The sequence below is a fragment of the Microbacterium sp. ZXT2-5 genome (genome assembly GCF_055329545.1).
Genome location: NZ_JBUZWD010000002.1, coordinates 265,609 through 280,998, shown reverse-complemented (window position 1 = coordinate 280,998; position 15,390 = coordinate 265,609). Strand labels below are relative to the sequence as shown.

Here is a 15,390-nt window from a genome sequence, read left to right as displayed (position 1 = left end):
CCAGTCTACGAACGCGAGCCTGACCGGGACCCGGACGCGGCCCGGGCGCGCTCGACCGCGTCCGGCAGTGCGGCCAGCACCGCATCGATGTCCTCGTCGGCCGTGGTGCGACCCATCGTGAAGCGGAGCACCTGCCGGGCCTCGGCATCCGTCCGCCCCATCGCCCGCACGACGTGCGACGGCTCCGGTACGCCGGCCTGGCACGCCGACCCCGTCGAGACCGCGATGCCGGCGACGTCCAGCAGGAAGAGCAGCGTCTCGCCCGATGCTCCGGGGAACAGGACATGCGCGTTCCCGGGGATGCGGTCGACGGGGTCGCCCAGCAGCACCGCGTCCGGGATCGAGTGACGGATGCCGCCCACCAGCCGTCCGCGCAGAGCGGCCAGCCGCCCCGCCTCGGCCTCGCGCTCGGCCTCGGCCAGCTCGGCCGCCACCGCGAAGCCGACGGCCCCCGGCACGTCCTGCGTGCCGGGGCGGAGGCTCCGCTGCTGGCCTCCCCCGTGAATGAGGGGGGTGAGCTCGGCGCCGCGGGCGACCAGGAGCGCGCCGACGCCGGCGGGCCCGCCGATCTTGTGCGCCGAGACGCTCAGGGCTGCCAGGCCCGCCCTTCCCCGGGCATCCGCTCGCCACGCACGGAACGACACCGGCACGTGACCGAAGGCCGCGACGGCGTCCAGGTGCAGGGGAACCCCGGCGTCGAGCGCCGCTCGCGACATCGAGGCGGCGGCGTTGACGGTGCCGCACTCGTTGTTCGCGACCAGGCCGGTCGCCAGCGCCGCCCCCGGCATGCGCGCGGCGAGCTCGTCGAGGCGGATGCGCGCCTCGGCGTCGACGCCCACGTGGCGCACGTGCGCACCCTGCGACTGCAGCCACGCCACGGCATCGAGCGTGGCGTGGTGCTCGGCGTCGGGCATCACCACGGAGTCCTCCTCCGGGCCGCGAGCCCACCACAGGCCTTTGACGGCGAGGTTGACGGCCTCGGTGCCCCCCGAGGTGAACACCACCTCGATCGGGTCGGCGTCGAGGACCGCCGCCAGTCGCTCTCGCGACTCCTCCAGCAGGCGCCGGGCGTGCTGGCCGGCACCGTGGATCGACGAGGCGTTCCCGACGCTCGAGGCGGCGTCGATCCAGGCCTCGCGCACCTCCGGTCGCAGCGGAGCGGTCGCGGCGTGGTCGAGGTAGATCTGCACGCGGACCTCCTTCGCGATCGATCTGCGGTCGTCGTGCGCCCGAGTGCCGGAGGACATGGGACCGAGTCCCGTAACATCCCCGACTCCGACCATGGTTATCGTAGTCCGCATGGTCAGCCCGGAGTCCGTCATCTCGCCTCCCCTCCCGGGACTGCTCAGCCCGGAGCTCGACGGGCTGGGCGTGGTGCTCGTGCCCGGGGGCGGCCGGCTGCGCGTGTGGTCCGGAGCGGCGGACGCAGTGGACCTCGTCATCTTCGACGACACCGACCTCGACTGGATCATCGCGACCGAGCCCCTCGCTCACGTCGGAGGGGGCGTCTGGGAGGTCACCTCTCCCCTGCTCCGCCCCGGCGTGCGCTACGCGATCCGCGTCGACGGCCCCCAGGGGCCGGGCAACATGTTCAATCACGGCGCGCTCCTGCTCGACCCGTACACGCGGGGCCTCGTGCGCACGGGCTACGACGGCTGGCGATCGGCGGTGGTCGACGGATCGTTCGATTGGGCGGGCGCAAGCAAGCCGCGGGTGCCCATGGACCGCACGGTGATCTACGAAGGACACCTCAAGGGCCTGTCCAAGCGGCATCCGGATGTCCCGGGCGCGCTGCGCGGCACGTACGCGGGACTTGCGCACCCGGCGATGGTGCACCACTTCCTCGACCTCGGGGTCACGAGCATCCAGCTGCTTCCGGTGCACGCCTTCACGACGGAGCCCCGCCTCCTCCAGCACGGTCTCACCAACTACTGGGGCTACAACTCCCTGAACTTCTTCACGCCGCACGCGGCGTACGCCACCGAGGACGCCCGCCGCCAGGGACCCGACGCGGTGCTGCGCGAGTTCAAGGGCATGGTGAAGCTGCTCCACGAGGCGGGCCTGGAGGTCATCCTCGATGTCGTGTACAACCACACCGCCGAAGAGGGCATCGGCGGTCCGCGGTCCAGCCTCCGGGGCATCGACAACCGCGCCTACTACCGGCAGCAGGCGGACGGCGCCTACATCGACGTGACCGGCTGCGGCAACTCGCTGGACACGTCGACGGATGCCGCGGCCCGGCTCGTGCTGGATTCGCTGCGGTACTGGGCAGACGACGTCCAGGTCGACGGCTTCCGCTTCGATCTCGCCGCGACGCTGGGGCGCGACGCGGCGCATACGTTCACCCCCGATCACCCGCTCCTGCGCGCGATCCTCGACGACCCCGCCCTCGAAGGCGTGAAGAAGATCGCCGAGCCGTGGGACGTCGGCCTGGGCGGCTGGCAGACCGGCGGCTTCGGCGAAGGCTGGAGCGAGTGGAACGACCGCTACCGCGACCGCGTCCGCAACTTCTGGCTCAGCGACGTCGACTACGCCCGTCGCGCATCGACCTCGCCGGTCGGCGTCGGTGGATTCGCCACCCGCCTCGCCGGATCCGCGAACACCTTCGTCGAGGAGCGCGGCCCCCTCGCCGGCGTCAACTTCATCACCGCGCACGACGGCTTCACCCTGCGCGATCTGGTGTCGTACGACGTCAAGCACAACCACGGTAACGGCGAGCAGAACCGCGACGGCGCCGACACCAACCGGTCGTTCAACCACGGCGCGGAAGGACCCACCGACGACGAGGCCATCCTGGCCACGCGACGCAAGGCGATGCGCAACCTGCTGGGGACCCTGCTGCTGTCCGCCGGCGTCCCGATGCTGACCGCCGGCGACGAGTTCGCGCGCACTCAGCGCGGGAACAACAACGCCTACTGCCACGACTCGATGCTCACGTGGCTGTCCTGGGAGCACGCGCCGTGGCAGCGCGACCTCTACGCGCACGTGCGTCACCTGCTGCGACTGCGGCGGGACAATCCGGCCCTTCGCCCGAGCCGCTTCGCCCGTCTCGGCGAGCACACGCCGTCGGCGTCCGTCATGGAGTGGTACGACGAGCACGGCCGGACGATGTCGGGCGAGCGCTGGACCGACCCCGCGCACCGGACGCTCCAGTACGTCGCGGCCTCGACGCCGGAGTTCGAGGGCTTCAACCGCGTGCTGCTCATGGTGCACGGGACCGAGCGGCCGATCGATGTGACGCTGCCCGACATCGACGGTGTGACGAGGTTCACGTCGCTGTGGTCCAGCGCTGACGAGGTCCCCTCCGCGGCCACGGAGACCGCGTACGCGCCGGGCGAGATCGTCCGGCTCCCCGGGACGTCCATGCGCCTCTTCCGCGCCGAGTAGACGAGCTCCCGCCCGCGGCGGGGACGCACGCTACCGCATCCGGCGCCGGTCGTCACCTCGCTGTGCTGTTCGACGGGCGCGCGATAGGTTCGACTCGTGGTCACGTCGACGCGCTCAGAGCGCCCCCGCCCGTGGCGGAGCGCCGCAGCCCTTCCCGTCCGCCCTGTCCCCGCCCGGCAGCCGGAGTCCGACACGGCGTCGCGCCGGGTCCCGCTCGCCAAGCCGTCCCCGGCGGTGCCGTGGGGCGATTACCGGCCGAAGGCGTTCGTAGGCGAGGTCGTCCCGTTCGTCGTGACGTCGTTCCGCGAGGGGCATGACCGCATCGGTGTGCAGCTGCGCCTGTTCTCGCCCTCCGGCGACGAGTCGCTGCACCGCCTGGACCCCCTCGAAGACGGATTCGACCGGTGGCGGACGGAGGTCGCGCTGCTGGAGCAGGGCGTCTGGCGCTTCCGGTTCGAGTCGTTCGGCGACGAGTTCGCCACGTGGGAGCACGCCGCCGCCCTCAAGATCGCCGCCGGGGTGGATGCGGCGCTCATGCGCGAGATCGGGGCGCTCCTGTTCGACCGTGCGCGCGCCGAGAAGGACCGCCCGGCGGCGGAGCGGAAGGCGCTGGCGACTGCTGCCGCGTCGCTCCGTGACGCCGGCGTCGACGACGCCGGCGCGCTGGAGATCGTGACCGACGCCACCATCGCCGGCTTCTTCCGTCAACGCCCCGTCATGTCGCTCGTCACGCTCGGGGACGACTTGGAACTCCTCGTGGAGCGCGAGCGTGCCGGAGTGGGCGCGTGGTACGAGTTCTTCCCGCGCTCGGAGGGCGCGCGCCGGCTCAAGGACGGCACCGTCAAGAGCGGCACGTTCCGCACTGCCGCCAAGCGGCTCCCGGGCGTCGCGGCCATGGGGTTCGAGGTGCTCTACCTGCCGCCCATCCACCCCATCGGCACGCTCAACCGCAAGGGACCGAACAACACCCTCGACGCCGGACCCGGCGACCCGGGGTCCCCCTGGGCGATCGGCTCGGCGGCGGGGGGCCACGACGCGGTGCATCCCGACCTCGGCGGGCTCGCGGACTTCCGGGCGTTCGTCCGGGCTGCCAGGGCCGAGGGCCTCGAGGTCGCACTGGATCTCGCACTGCAGGCCGCACCCGACCACCCGTGGGTCGCCGAGCACCCCGAGTGGTTCACGACCCTTCCGGACGGCTCGATCGCGTACGCCGAGAATCCCCCCAAGAAGTACCAGGACATCTATCCGGTCAACTTCGACAACGACCCCGCCGGCATCCGCGCCGAAGTGCTGCGCATCGTGCGGCACTGGGCGGCCCAGGGCGTGCGCATCTTCCGGGTGGACAATCCGCACACGAAGCCCCTGCAGTTCTGGGAGTGGCTCATCCGGACGGTCAACGCAGAGAACCCCGACGTCGTGTTCCTGGCGGAGGCCTTCACCAGGCCCGCTCCGCTGCAGAGCCTCGCATCGGCCGGCTTCCAGCAGAGCTACACATACTTCACGTGGCGCAACACCAAGGCCGAGCTCGAGGAGTTCCTCTCGCAGCTGGCCCACGAGACCGCCGACTTCCTCCGCCCGAACCTCTTCGTCAACACGCCCGACATCCTGACGGAGTACCTCCAGTACGGCGGCCGTCCGGCGTACCGGATCCGCGCCGCCATCGCGGCGACGGCCGCCCCGACGTACGGCGTGTACGCGGGCTACGAGCTCTACGAGAACGTCGCCAGGCCGGGGTCGGAAGAGAACATCGACAACGAGAAGTACGAGTACAAGTTCCGCGACTGGGCGGGTGCCGTCGAGCGGGGCGACTCGCTGGCGCCCTTCCTGACCAGGCTCAACGAGATCCGGCGCGCCCATCCCGCGCTCCGGCAGCTGCGCAACCTCAGCGTCCACTGGAGCGACGACGACGCCATCCTGGTCTACGCGAAGCACCTGGATGCGGCGGTGTCCCCCGACGGACGCAGCGACACCGTCATCGTCGTGGTCAACACCGACCCCCACTCGGTGCGTCAGACGATGGTCCACCTCGACACCCGCGTGTGGGGAGTCGAGCCGGGCACTCCGTACGAGGTCGAGGACCTCGTCACCGGCGCGACGTGGACGTGGTCGGATCACAACTTCGTGATGCTCGACGCGTTCACCGAGCCGGTCCACATCCTCCACGTGAAGGAGTCCCGATGATGCCCTCCGACGAGCTCCTCGACACCGTCGCCACCGGCTCGTACCACGACCCGCACGCCGTGCTCGGCATCCACCCCGACACGGATGCCGAGGGCACGAAAACCTGGATCGTGCGTACGCGGCGACCTCTGGCGCGGAGCGTGACGGCCGTTTTCGCGGACGGCACGCGGGTTCCCCTCGAGCATGTCCGCGCCGGGATCTGGGAGGGGACGCGCACCGGGGCGCCGGGCCGATATCAGCTCGTCGCCGGATACGAGGACGGCCCGGACTACGTCGCCGAGGATCCCTACCGGCACTCCCCCACGATCGGCGCGCTCGATCTCCACCTGATCCGCGAGGGCCGGCATGAGGAGCTCTGGCGCGTCCTGGGCGCGCACGAGCGCGACCACGAGGGCGCATCCGGCACGGCGTTCACCGTGTGGGCCCCCAACGCCCGCGCCGTCCGGGTCGTCGGCGACTTCAACGGCTGGGACGGACAGGGCCACTCGATGCGCTCCATGGGCGACAGCGGCGTCTGGGAGCTCTTCGTCCCCGGCATCGGCCAGGGCACCGCCTACAAGTTCGAGCTGCTCGGCCGCAACGGTCAGTGGGTGCTGAAGGCCGACCCGATGGCGCGGTTCGCCGAGGTGCCGCCGGCGACGGCATCCGTCGTCACTCGCTCCTCGTACACGTGGGGCGACGACGCGTGGCTCGCGCAGCGCGCGAAGACCACCCCGGTGTCGCGGCCGATGTCGGTCTACGAGCTGCACTTCGGCAGCTGGCGGCAGGGCCTGTCGTACCGGGATGCCGCGGACCAGCTGATCGACTACGTCACCGGGCAGGGATTCACCCACGTGGAGTTCCTCCCCCTCGCCGAGCATCCGTTCGGCGGCTCCTGGGGCTACCAGGTCACCGGGTACTACGCGCCGACGAGCCGGTACGGCGACCCCGACGACCTGCGCTACCTGATCGACCGCCTGCACCAGGCGGGCATCGGGGTGATCATGGACTGGGTCCCCGGCCACTTCCCGAAGGATGCCTTCGCGCTCGCCCGCTTCGACGGCGAGGCCCTGTACGAGCACCCGGATCCGCGGCGCGGCGAGCACCGCGACTGGGGCACGTACATCTTCGACTACGGCCGCAACGAGGTCCGCAACTTCCTCGTCGCCAATGCCCTGTACTGGTTCGAGGAGTTCCACGTCGACGGTCTGCGGGTGGATGCCGTCGCCTCGATGCTCTACCTCGACTACTCCCGCAACGAGGGCGAATGGGCGCCCAACGTGCACGGCGGGCGTGAGAACCTCGAGGCCATCCGCTTCCTGCAGGAGGTCAACGCCACCGCCTACAAGCGCTACCCGGGCATCGCGATGATCGCCGAGGAGTCGACCAGCTTCCCCGGCGTCACCGCCCCGACCAGCCAGGCCGGTCTCGGCTTCGGGTTCAAGTGGAACATGGGCTGGATGAACGACTCGCTGCAGTACATCGCGCGCGATCCGCTCTACCGCTCCCACCATGAGGGCGAGATGTCGTTCTCGTTCGTCTACGCCTTCAGCGAGAACTACGTCCTCCCGATCAGCCACGACGAGGTCGTCCACGGCAAGGGCAGCCTCTTCGGCCGGATGCCGGGCGATCACTGGCAGCAGCTGGCGAACATGCGGGCGTTCCTGGCCTACATGTGGGGGCACCCGGGCAAGCAGCTGCTGTTCATGGGACAGGAGTTCGGGCAGCTTTCGGAATGGTCCGAGGGTCGCTCCCTCGACTGGTGGCTGCTGGACCAGCCGGCGCACGCCCAGCTGCAGCACTTCGTGGGCACGCTCAACCGGGTCTACCGCGACCAGTCCGCGCTCTGGGCGCGTGACAGCGACGGCGCCGCCTTCGCGCGGCTCGGCGGCCCGCAGTGGAACCCCAACGTCATCGCGTTCGCACGGCGCGACTGGCACGGGAACACCGTCGTCGTCGTGGCGAACTTCTCGGGCTCGACGATCGGCTCGTACGAGCTCGACCTGCCCGAGAGCGGGGTGTGGCACGAGATCCTCAACACCGACGCCGAGGCATATGGCGGATCCGGGGTCGGCAACCTGGGCGTCGTGCATGCGGGCGCAGGAGGCCGCGCCTCACTGGTGCTGCCGCCCTTGGGCGTGCTCTGGCTGCGTCACGGAACGCAGGCGCACATCCCCTCGCCGACGCAGGGCTGACCTCGCCCTCGGCGCCGGGGCTCCCGGCGCCGGGGCTGCTCAGAAGAGCAGCGACGCCAGGCGACCCCTGGCCGCGATGACGCGGGGATCACCGTCGCCGATGAGGGCGAACAGCTCGAGGAGCCGCTCCCGCACCGGCGTGCGCGCGTCCGACGGAAGCTGGGCGAACAGGTCCAGGAGGCGGCCGAACGCGTCCTCGACGTGCCCGCCGGCGACGTCCAGGTCGGCGACCGCGAGCTGCGCGGCGACGTCCGTCGGTGCAGCGGCCGCCGCGGCGCGGGCCGCCTGCAGATCGAGGCCCTGCACGCGGTCGAGGAGGCGCACCTGCCCCAGTCCCGCGCGCGCCTCCGCGTCGCGCGGATTCTCGGCGAGAGCCTTCTCGTACGCCGCGATGGCGCGGGGGTAGTCGCCCGCCTCGATCGCGTCGAAGGCCTCCGCGTGGAGCGGCGGCAGGGGCGGCTCGGCAGGCGCCTCCTCCGCGCGCTCACCGTCGACGGAGACCGTGCCCGTCACGCCATTCTGCGCGGCGAGCTGGAGCAGCTGTGCGAACACCTCGCGGACCTGCTGCTCGGGCACCGCGCCGGTGAACAGCGGGACCGGCTGGCCGCCGACGAGCGCGACGACCATGGGGATGGACTGCGCCCGGAAGGCCTGCGACAGCTGCGGGTTCGCATCGACGTCAACCTTCGCCAGGACGAGGCGGCCGCCCAGCTCGGTCACGACGCGCTCGAGCACGGGGCTCAGCTGCTTGCACGGTCCGCACCACTCGGCCCACAGGTCGATCACGATGGGAACGGTGCGCGACAGCTCGAGCACCTGCGGGAAGGTCTCGTCGGTGACGTCGAGCACGAGGGACGGCACGACGACTCCACCGGCGCCGTCGGCGGCCTGCTCGCCATCGGGAGCGCCGGTCGTGGGGCGGTTGCGGAGAGCCGAGAGATCGACGGCGCCGCGCACCGCGGCGCCCAGGGTGGGATCGGTCACGAGAGAACCTTCGCATCGAGGATGTCGGACGAGTAGCCCAGCAGGCGGATCTTCTCGCTGGAGCCCGGGCCGGGCACGTAGAAGAAGACCTGATCGCTGAACGTCGTGGCGAAGCCGGTCGCGGACTGGTCGACGCCGGCCAGCGACTTGACGGTCAGGTTGCCGTCGACCTTGATCACGGCATCCTCGTTCGTCGGCTTCACGGTGTCGATCTCGTTGACGTTGACCGCCACGATCGCTCCGCTCTCGACCGTCTGCAGCGCGAACGGCGCCTGCGGCCCGGGAGCCGAGCTGAATGTGAGGCTTCCCGTGGAGGACGCGGTCTTGTTGAACTCGTCGAGGCGTCGCTGACGATCGGCGGTGATGCTGGCGCGGAGCTGGTCGCCCTCGACCTCGAAGAGGTCGTAGAACTCGCTGTCCTCACCCTTGTTGATCACGTCGGAGTACGCCGCGGCGACCTGGTCGGGCGCGAGAAGCAGGAACGGCGAATCAGGCTCCACCTGCGGCGCCCCGATGTAGGCGGGTGCGAGGTCGGGAAGCGTCGTCGAGGCTTCGAGGCTGGCGATGTACGACAGCTTGTAGTCGGCCCAGGCGTCCTTCTGGGTCATGACCATGATGCTCGAGGTCTTCGACTCCTCGTCGTCGGCGACGGCGATGACCGAGCGCGGCCAGCCGTCGTACGCCTGGGGAAGAATGATCTCGAGCGGCTTGGCGAGGATCGGTGCGGGAACCGCGTAGTCGGCGATCGCCGAGCGCAGCTTGTAGTTCGTGTCTCGCGCGGCCAGGGCCGCGCCCTCGAGACGGGTCTCGGCGAGATCGCCGTCCATCGCGGCATCCGCGTCCGCGACCGTCGCCGCGATGCGGGTGAGGATGCGCTCCGCCTGCGCCTTGGTCACAGCGGGCGCCTGCTGCCCCTCGGGCGCGATCACCGTCGCGGTCGGGGACGGCGTCGGCGACGCCGCGAACTGCGGCCAGGCGTCGGCGGAGCAGCCGCTGAACAGCAGCGCGGAGACCGCGACGACCGGCACGACGGCGAACGCGCGGCGACCGCTGGAGACGGCCCGGCGCGTCGTGGCCTGGCCGTTGCTGATGACGCCCTTGCCGTCGGGATCGGTGATGGCGATGTTGATCGGCTCGGTCACCGGAAGCGGAAGCCCCTTGCGGCGCGGCCCGCGCTTCCGCCGGGCGTGGCGGATGCCGAGGATGTAGAGGAAGACGCCGACGGCCATGAGGAGGCCGCCGAACACGATGAGCGGGCCCGCCCAGGGGGTGGACGTCTGCAGCGGCCAGGTCACCGTCACCCGGTCGGGTGCCGGTGCCGTGCCGTCCGCCGCGACGAGCACGCTCATGCCCTCCGGGAGCTGCAGCGGGGCGATGAGGAGGTCGGTCTGCTGGTACTCGTCGAGCCAGAGGTCCGAACCGATGGGGCTGCGCCCCGGGGTCGCCGCTTCCTCGGCAGCCGCGTCATCCGCCGCGGCATCGTCCGCCGCGTCCGCGGCGGCCGCCTCGTCGGCGGCGGCCTCGTCGGTGGCCGCGTCTTCGGCGGCGGCCTCGTCGTCGGGGGCGACGGCATCGGGAGCCGGCTCGACCAGCGTCGAGTCGAGCACTCCCTCATCGCCCAGCGTGACGTGCGTGTACTCGGCATCCGAGAGCCAGGCCTGCATGTCGGCGGTGCGGCCGTAGGAGGCGAAGAGCTCGCCCTCCCCCTGCGCGCGCAGCGTCTGGGTGCCGGGCAGCTGATTGAGCACGGCGCCGTCGATGAGGAGGTAGGGAGCCTCGTCCTCGACCGAGATCGCCGCCGTCTCGGTCCGGGGTCCCTGGAAGATCGTCCGCTGGGCGATGCCCGCCCCGATCATCACGGTGGCGAGCACGAAGGCCGCCACGGCCCACACGAAACGCACGAAGAAACACCTTTCCGGGGTGCGCGGACACTCCGCACCCTTCGATTCGACATTTCAGACTAGCGAACACGACCTGTGAGGCGCGTGGGAGGTGCCGTTCCCGGGCCCAGGGCCCGCGAATGCGTATCCTTAGCGGACTGGTGCATCGGCGGTCGTCGATGGGAGGGGATCTCGATGAAGCTGCACAACCCGTTCCGCACCGCGCTGCTCGCCACCCTCGGCGTCGGTCTCGGGCTGCTTCTCATCGGGAGCATCCAGAACCTCCAGACGATCCTGCTGTACGTCGGCACGGCCCTGTTCCTCTCGCTGGGCCTCGACCCGATCGTGGAGTGGCTCGAACGACGCAGGCTGCCGCGGTGGGCGGCGGTGCTCATCACGATCCTCGGGGTCCTCGCCGCCTTCGCCGGCATCGTGCTGATGATCGTGCCGGTCATCGTGCAGCAGATCGGGCAGCTCGTGGTGGCCATCCAAGAGCTCGCCGAGGACGGCATGTTCGACGACCCCGTCGGTGCGATCCAGGACTGGCTGCACACCGTGTTCCCGGCGCTGAACGTCGACGAGGTCTGGACCTACATCGAGGACTGGTACGCCTCGCTGGACGTCGGCGCGATCGGCTCTGAGGTGGGCGGGAGCATCATCGCCATCGTGGGCGCCCTCCTCGCCGGATTCGCGGGCGCGTTCATCGTGCTCATCCTCACCATCTACTTCACCGCCTCCACGCCGAACCTGAAGCGTGCGGTCTACCAGCTGGTCCCGGCATCCAAGCGCGCGCGCTTCATGGACCTCGGCGAGCAGATCACCGACTCGGTCGGGTACTTCGTCATCGGCCAGGCGGCGCTCGGCGTCATCAACGGCGTCCTGAGCGCGATCTTCCTGTCGATCATCGACGCGCCCTTCCCTGCGGTGCTCGCCGTGATCGCCTTCTTCTTCTCGCTCATCCCTCTCGTCGGCACGCTCACCGGTTCGACGATCATCGTGCTGACATGCCTCGTCGTCGGCTCCCCCACGACAGCGCTCATCGCGGCGATCTACTACCTGATCTACATGCAGATCGAGGCCTACGTCATTGCGCCGCGCATCATGGGCCGTGCGGTGTCGGTGCCGGGCGCCGTCGTGGTGATCGCGGCACTCGCCGGCGGCTCCCTGCTGGGCCTGCTGGGCGCGCTCGTGGCGATCCCGGTCGCGGCGAGCATCCTCATCATCTACCGCCAGGTCGTGATCCCGCGTCAGAACGAGAGATGACGCCGCGCGCGACCCGATCGGGTCAGCCGTCGGCGACGATCGCGCCGTTCCACTCACCAGGCAGCGGAAGCGCGTCGGGGTTGATCGCCGCGACGATCTCGGTGAGCACGCGCCGCGTCTGGTTCTCCCCCACCCACAGGTGCTTTCCGCCCTCGACCGGAATGAGGACTGCGTCGGGCACGCTGGAGAAGCGCTGGGCCGCGGCATCCGGTCGCAGGTAGTCGTCGAACTCCGGCACCAGCACGATCAGCCGCCGCTCGTCACCCGACCACGCCGCGACCTCGGCGTCGGTAGCCCGATGCAGCGGCGGCGAGAGCAGCACCGCACCCTCGACCGCATGGTCACGGCCGTACTTGAGGGCGAGCTCGGTACCGAACGACCAGCCGACGAGCCAGGGCCGCGGCAGCCCCCGGGCGTGGACGAAGTCCATGGCCGCCGCGACGTCGAAGGCCTCTGCGCGGCCGCCGTCGAAGGCTCCCTCGCTCGTGCCCCGCGGCGAGGTCGTGCCGCGCGTGTTGAACCGCAGCACCGCGAGGTCGGCGAGGGCGGGAAGGCGCCCCGCGGCCTTGCGCAGGATGTGCGAGTCCATGAAGCCACCGGCGGTGGGAAGCGGATGCAACGTCACCAGCGTCGCCACCGGATCGCGCGTCTCGGGCAGTGCGAGTTCGCCCACCAGCGTCAGGCCGTCGAGCGTCTCGAGTTCGATGTCCTCGCGCCGGGCGGGCAGCAGCATCGGTCCGCGGATCTCCACTCAAGCCACCTTCCAGCAGTGCTGATGCCAGTGCCGCCGGGCCGCCAGGTCGGCCGCGTCGCCGAGCACCCCGTCCGCGCGCCAGGTCACGAGGTGCGCCACCCCGATGTCGATCTGTCCGCCGCAGCCCGGGCAGGTGTACGGCTTCTGCGCCTGTGCTGCCGACACCGGCTGCACCGTCCACTCGACCCCGCGACGCACCTCGGTGCGCTTCCAGCCCGCGAGCAGGCGCTCGAAGGAGGCGTCGCCGCTCGCAGGGTGCCGACGGCGATGGGACCGCGGCACGGCTCAGTACCAGCCTGTGCGCTGCGAGTGGTCCCACGCGCCGCACGGCGTGCCGTAGCGGCCGCCGATGTAGCCCAGGCCCCAGGTGATCTGCGTGGCGGGGTTGGTCTCCCAATCCGCGCCCGCCGTGGCCATCTTGGTCCCGGGCAGCGCCTGCGGGATGCCGTACGCGCCGCTGCTGGCGTTGTAGGCGTTGACCCGCCACCCGGATTCCTTGTTCCACAGCGCCACGAGGCACGCGAACTGGTCGTCGCCCCAGCCTCGCGCCAGGACCATGTCGTACGCGATCGCCTGGGCGGTGCCGGGATCGGGGGTCGCGAACGGAGGCCGCCACCCCGTGCCTGCGTTCGACGAGGCCGCCCGGACCGTCGGCGTGGGTGTCGGCTTCGGTTTCACATAGACGGTGTAGTTGCCGCGATCGAGGACCGCCGGCTCGACAGGCGCCGCCTCGTCGTCGCCTTCGATGCGCTGCACGTCTCCCAGGCCGCTCGCGTACAGCGACACCGTGGTGTCGTCATCGACGCTCGCCTGTGCGAGGGCTAGTCCGGTGGGCCCGATGTACGCCACCACGAACCCGAGGACCGCGAAAGCCGCGAACGCGCCGAGGACCCCGCGTCGTCGCGACCAGCGGGGGTCGGGCGTCGGGGCCCTGCGCGTCGGCGCGGCAGGCGTCCTGGTCCGGGGCGACACCTCCTGACGACGGGCGCGCCGGGTCGGGTGCAGCTCGTTTCCAGAAGTCACAGTGCCCCGATTCTCGCACACGCCCGCCGTGCCGTGCCATCAGCCCGGCCGCCGTCCGTCATTTGACGGCGAGCATCACCTCGACGACCGCGTCGAGGACGGCATCCACCTGGGTCTCGCGGTAGCCGCCGCGCTGCATGCGGAAGGCGACCGAGCGCACCTGTTCGACGGTGACGGACTCACCCGTCTCGAGGTAGCGGGCGAGCTTGTCGGTCACGAGGTCCACCTCGGAGACGCGGTAGCCGTATCGCAGCGCCGACACGCGGTCGAAACGCTGCTGGGGCGGGCGCGACAGCCGGTCCAGCACCTCCTGCGCGAGTTCGCGCGTGTGACCCACCCACGCCTGCACACCCGCTTCGGCCACCGCCGTCGAACGCTCGCGAGCCGCGAAGGCGTCCTCGATGCGGCCGAGCGCGGCATCCACCGACGCGATCGCGTAGCCGTGCCGCACGAGCGGGAAGGCGGCCTGGCGGATGTCGGCCGAGCTCAGGTCGTCCGTGCCCTGCTCGAAGGAGGTGCGGGCGCGGGCGAGGAACTCGTCGACCGGCTGCTTGTCGTAGCCCTTCTCGCGTCCGTGCGCCTCGGGGAAGGCGGTGCGGGCACTCGTGTCGGACGTCGTCATGAAGCCACCAGCGGGGTGAAGAGGTAGTACAGGCCCAGAGCCGCGACGACCGACAGGAGGATCGAGTCGAGCCGGTCCAGGACGCCGCCGTGGCCGGGAAGCCACGAGCTCATGTCCTTGATGCCGAGGTCGCGCTTGATCATCGATTCCCCGAGATCGCCGATGGTCGCGGTGACGAGGATCAGGATGCCGAACACGACGCCCATCCACCAGGTGATCCCGAGGAGGAAGATGCCGGCGATGACGCCCGCGAGGATCGCCGCGGCTGCCGCGCCGGCGAAGCCCTCCCAGGTCTTCTTCGGGCTGATGCGCGGCGCCATGGGGTGCTTGCCCATCGTGATGCCCGCCACGTACGCCCCGGTGTCGGCGGCGACGGCGACGATGATGAACGACAGCACCCAGTACTCGCCGCGGTCCTGGCTCAGCAGCACGACGCACAGGCTGCCGAGGAACGCGACGTACAGCTGCAGGAGCGACGCGATCAGGACGTCGCCGAGGACGGCGTCGTAGGCGCGGCCGTCGTGCGCGGCCATCTGCGCCACGAGACGCCACACGACGACGAAGGCCAGTGCCACGAAGAGCAGCAACCACAGCGACCACGGATCCACGAAGTACGCCGAGACGACCACGACCGTCGTCGCGATCAGCTGCGGGACGACGTCGACGCGGCGGCCGCTGACGATGAGCGCGCGCGAGAACTCGAACACCGCCAGCAGCGCCGCGCCGAGCGCGAAGCCGATGAAGGCCCACTTGACGAACAGGAGCGATGCGATCAGCACGGCGCCGATCGCCAGGCCGATCAGGGTCGCCACGATGAGGTCACGGCCCGTGCGCTCCTTGATGCGCTCGTTCGCCACCTCGAAGTCCGCTCTCGCCCGCTCGACCTGGCTCTCCAGCTCGCTTCGCGCGGCGCGCAGGTGCGCCTGGAGGGCGGGCTCGTGCGGGTCGTGCGCGCGTTGCGCGTCGTGCGCCGGCTGCGCGTCGTGCGCACGCTGCGCGTCGTGCGCACGCTGCGCGTCGTGCGCACGCTGCGCGTCGGCGGCGCGCCGGAGCTCCTCGGCCTCGCGCCGGGTCAGCGGCGCGGCCGGCTCACCGGCGAGCGGATCGGAGGGGTCGGTCATG

The 15,390-nt window shown here is 70.9% G+C and carries 12 protein-coding genes; 4 read left to right on the top strand and 8 right to left on the bottom strand.

Features of this window, described 5'->3' with window-relative positions; genetic code table 11:
• Positions 1-5 precede the first annotated feature (5 nt).
• Positions 6-1,190 carry a cysteine desulfurase family protein gene (locus tag ACZBH1_RS14775; RefSeq protein ID WP_463646812.1) on the bottom strand — a complete coding sequence of 395 codons (1,185 nt, stop codon included), beginning with the start codon at positions 1,188-1,190 and terminating at the stop codon, positions 6-8.
• Positions 1,191-1,299: 109 nt separating this feature from the next.
• On the opposite strand from ACZBH1_RS14775, the gene glgX reads away from it, so the two are divergent.
• From glgX to glgB, 3 genes are all read left to right on the top strand, one after another.
• Positions 1,300-3,387 (top strand): glycogen debranching protein GlgX, encoded by a 2,088-nt coding sequence (glgX, locus tag ACZBH1_RS14770; protein WP_463647060.1) that lies wholly within the window; start codon positions 1,300-1,302, stop codon positions 3,385-3,387.
• A 96-nt stretch (positions 3,388-3,483) separates the two neighbouring features.
• Positions 3,484-5,568, top strand: a complete 2,085-nt coding sequence (locus ACZBH1_RS14765) for a maltotransferase domain-containing protein (RefSeq protein ID WP_463646811.1) — start codon at positions 3,484-3,486, stop codon at positions 5,566-5,568.
• Positions 5,565-7,742 (top strand): 1,4-alpha-glucan branching protein GlgB, encoded by a 2,178-nt coding sequence (glgB, locus tag ACZBH1_RS14760; RefSeq protein WP_336396959.1) that lies wholly within the window; start codon positions 5,565-5,567, stop codon positions 7,740-7,742. Before ACZBH1_RS14765 ends, glgB begins: the two co-directional genes overlap by 4 nt.
• Positions 7,743-7,781: 39 nt before the next feature.
• Here the strand turns inward: glgB and ACZBH1_RS14755 are convergent, their stop codons facing one another.
• Both ACZBH1_RS14755 and ACZBH1_RS14750 read right to left on the bottom strand, forming a co-directional pair.
• The gene (locus tag ACZBH1_RS14755) at positions 7,782-8,726 is read right to left on the bottom strand and encodes a tetratricopeptide repeat protein (protein ID WP_452324470.1); all 945 of its coding nucleotides are present in this window, start codon (positions 8,724-8,726) and stop codon (positions 7,782-7,784) included.
• Positions 8,723-10,627, bottom strand: coding sequence for a DUF8094 domain-containing protein (locus ACZBH1_RS14750; RefSeq protein ID WP_378881199.1), 1,905 nt, complete (start codon positions 10,625-10,627; stop codon positions 8,723-8,725). Before ACZBH1_RS14750 ends, ACZBH1_RS14755 begins: the two co-directional genes overlap by 4 nt.
• Positions 10,628-10,801: 174 nt before the next feature.
• Here ACZBH1_RS14750 and ACZBH1_RS14745 point away from each other — a divergent pair, with 174 nt between their 5' ends.
• A complete protein-coding gene (locus ACZBH1_RS14745; protein ID WP_336396956.1) occupies positions 10,802-11,869 on the top strand; it encodes an AI-2E family transporter in 1,068 nt (355 codons plus the stop codon).
• Positions 11,870-11,891: 22 nt separating this feature from the next.
• On the opposite strand, the gene ACZBH1_RS14740 is transcribed toward ACZBH1_RS14745, so the two are convergent.
• The 5 genes from ACZBH1_RS14740 to ACZBH1_RS14720 are packed head-to-tail and all read right to left on the bottom strand — an operon-like array spanning position 11,892 to position 15,389.
• Complete coding sequence (locus tag ACZBH1_RS14740) at positions 11,892-12,620, bottom strand: alpha/beta hydrolase (RefSeq protein WP_463646810.1); 729 nt, start codon at positions 12,618-12,620, stop codon at positions 11,892-11,894.
• A complete protein-coding gene (locus ACZBH1_RS14735; RefSeq protein WP_336396954.1) occupies positions 12,621-12,905 on the bottom strand; it encodes an Rv1322 family protein in 285 nt (94 codons plus the stop codon).
• A gap of 3 nt (positions 12,906-12,908) precedes the next feature.
• On the bottom strand, positions 12,909-13,646 hold the full coding sequence (locus ACZBH1_RS14730) for an aggregation-promoting factor C-terminal-like domain-containing protein (RefSeq protein ID WP_336396953.1): 738 nt from the start codon (positions 13,644-13,646) through the stop codon (positions 12,909-12,911).
• Between the two features lie 58 nt (positions 13,647-13,704).
• The gene (locus ACZBH1_RS14725; RefSeq protein WP_336396952.1) at positions 13,705-14,268 is read right to left on the bottom strand and encodes a DivIVA domain-containing protein; all 564 of its coding nucleotides are present in this window, start codon (positions 14,266-14,268) and stop codon (positions 13,705-13,707) included.
• Complete coding sequence (locus ACZBH1_RS14720) at positions 14,265-15,389, bottom strand: phosphatidate cytidylyltransferase (RefSeq protein WP_463646809.1); 1,125 nt, start codon at positions 15,387-15,389, stop codon at positions 14,265-14,267. The genes ACZBH1_RS14725 and ACZBH1_RS14720 overlap by 4 nt, the downstream gene beginning before the upstream one ends.
• Position 15,390: the final 1 nt, after the last annotated feature.

Bases quoted from the DNA above. Each gene is read 5' to 3' on its own strand.
- ACZBH1_RS14720 (WP_463646809.1), bottom strand. From the start codon at position 15,389: ATGACCGACCCCTCCGATCCGCTCGCCGGTGAGCCGGCCGCGCCGCTG.
- ACZBH1_RS14725 (WP_336396952.1), bottom strand. From the start codon at position 14,268: ATGACGACGTCCGACACGAGTGCCCGCACCGCCTTCCCCGAGGCGCAC.
- glgB (WP_336396959.1), top strand. From the start codon at position 5,565: ATGATGCCCTCCGACGAGCTCCTCGACACCGTCGCCACCGGCTCGTAC.
- glgX (WP_463647060.1), top strand. From the start codon at position 1,300: ATGGTCAGCCCGGAGTCCGTCATCTCGCCTCCCCTCCCGGGACTGCTC.
- ACZBH1_RS14745 (WP_336396956.1), top strand. From the start codon at position 10,802: ATGAAGCTGCACAACCCGTTCCGCACCGCGCTGCTCGCCACCCTCGGC.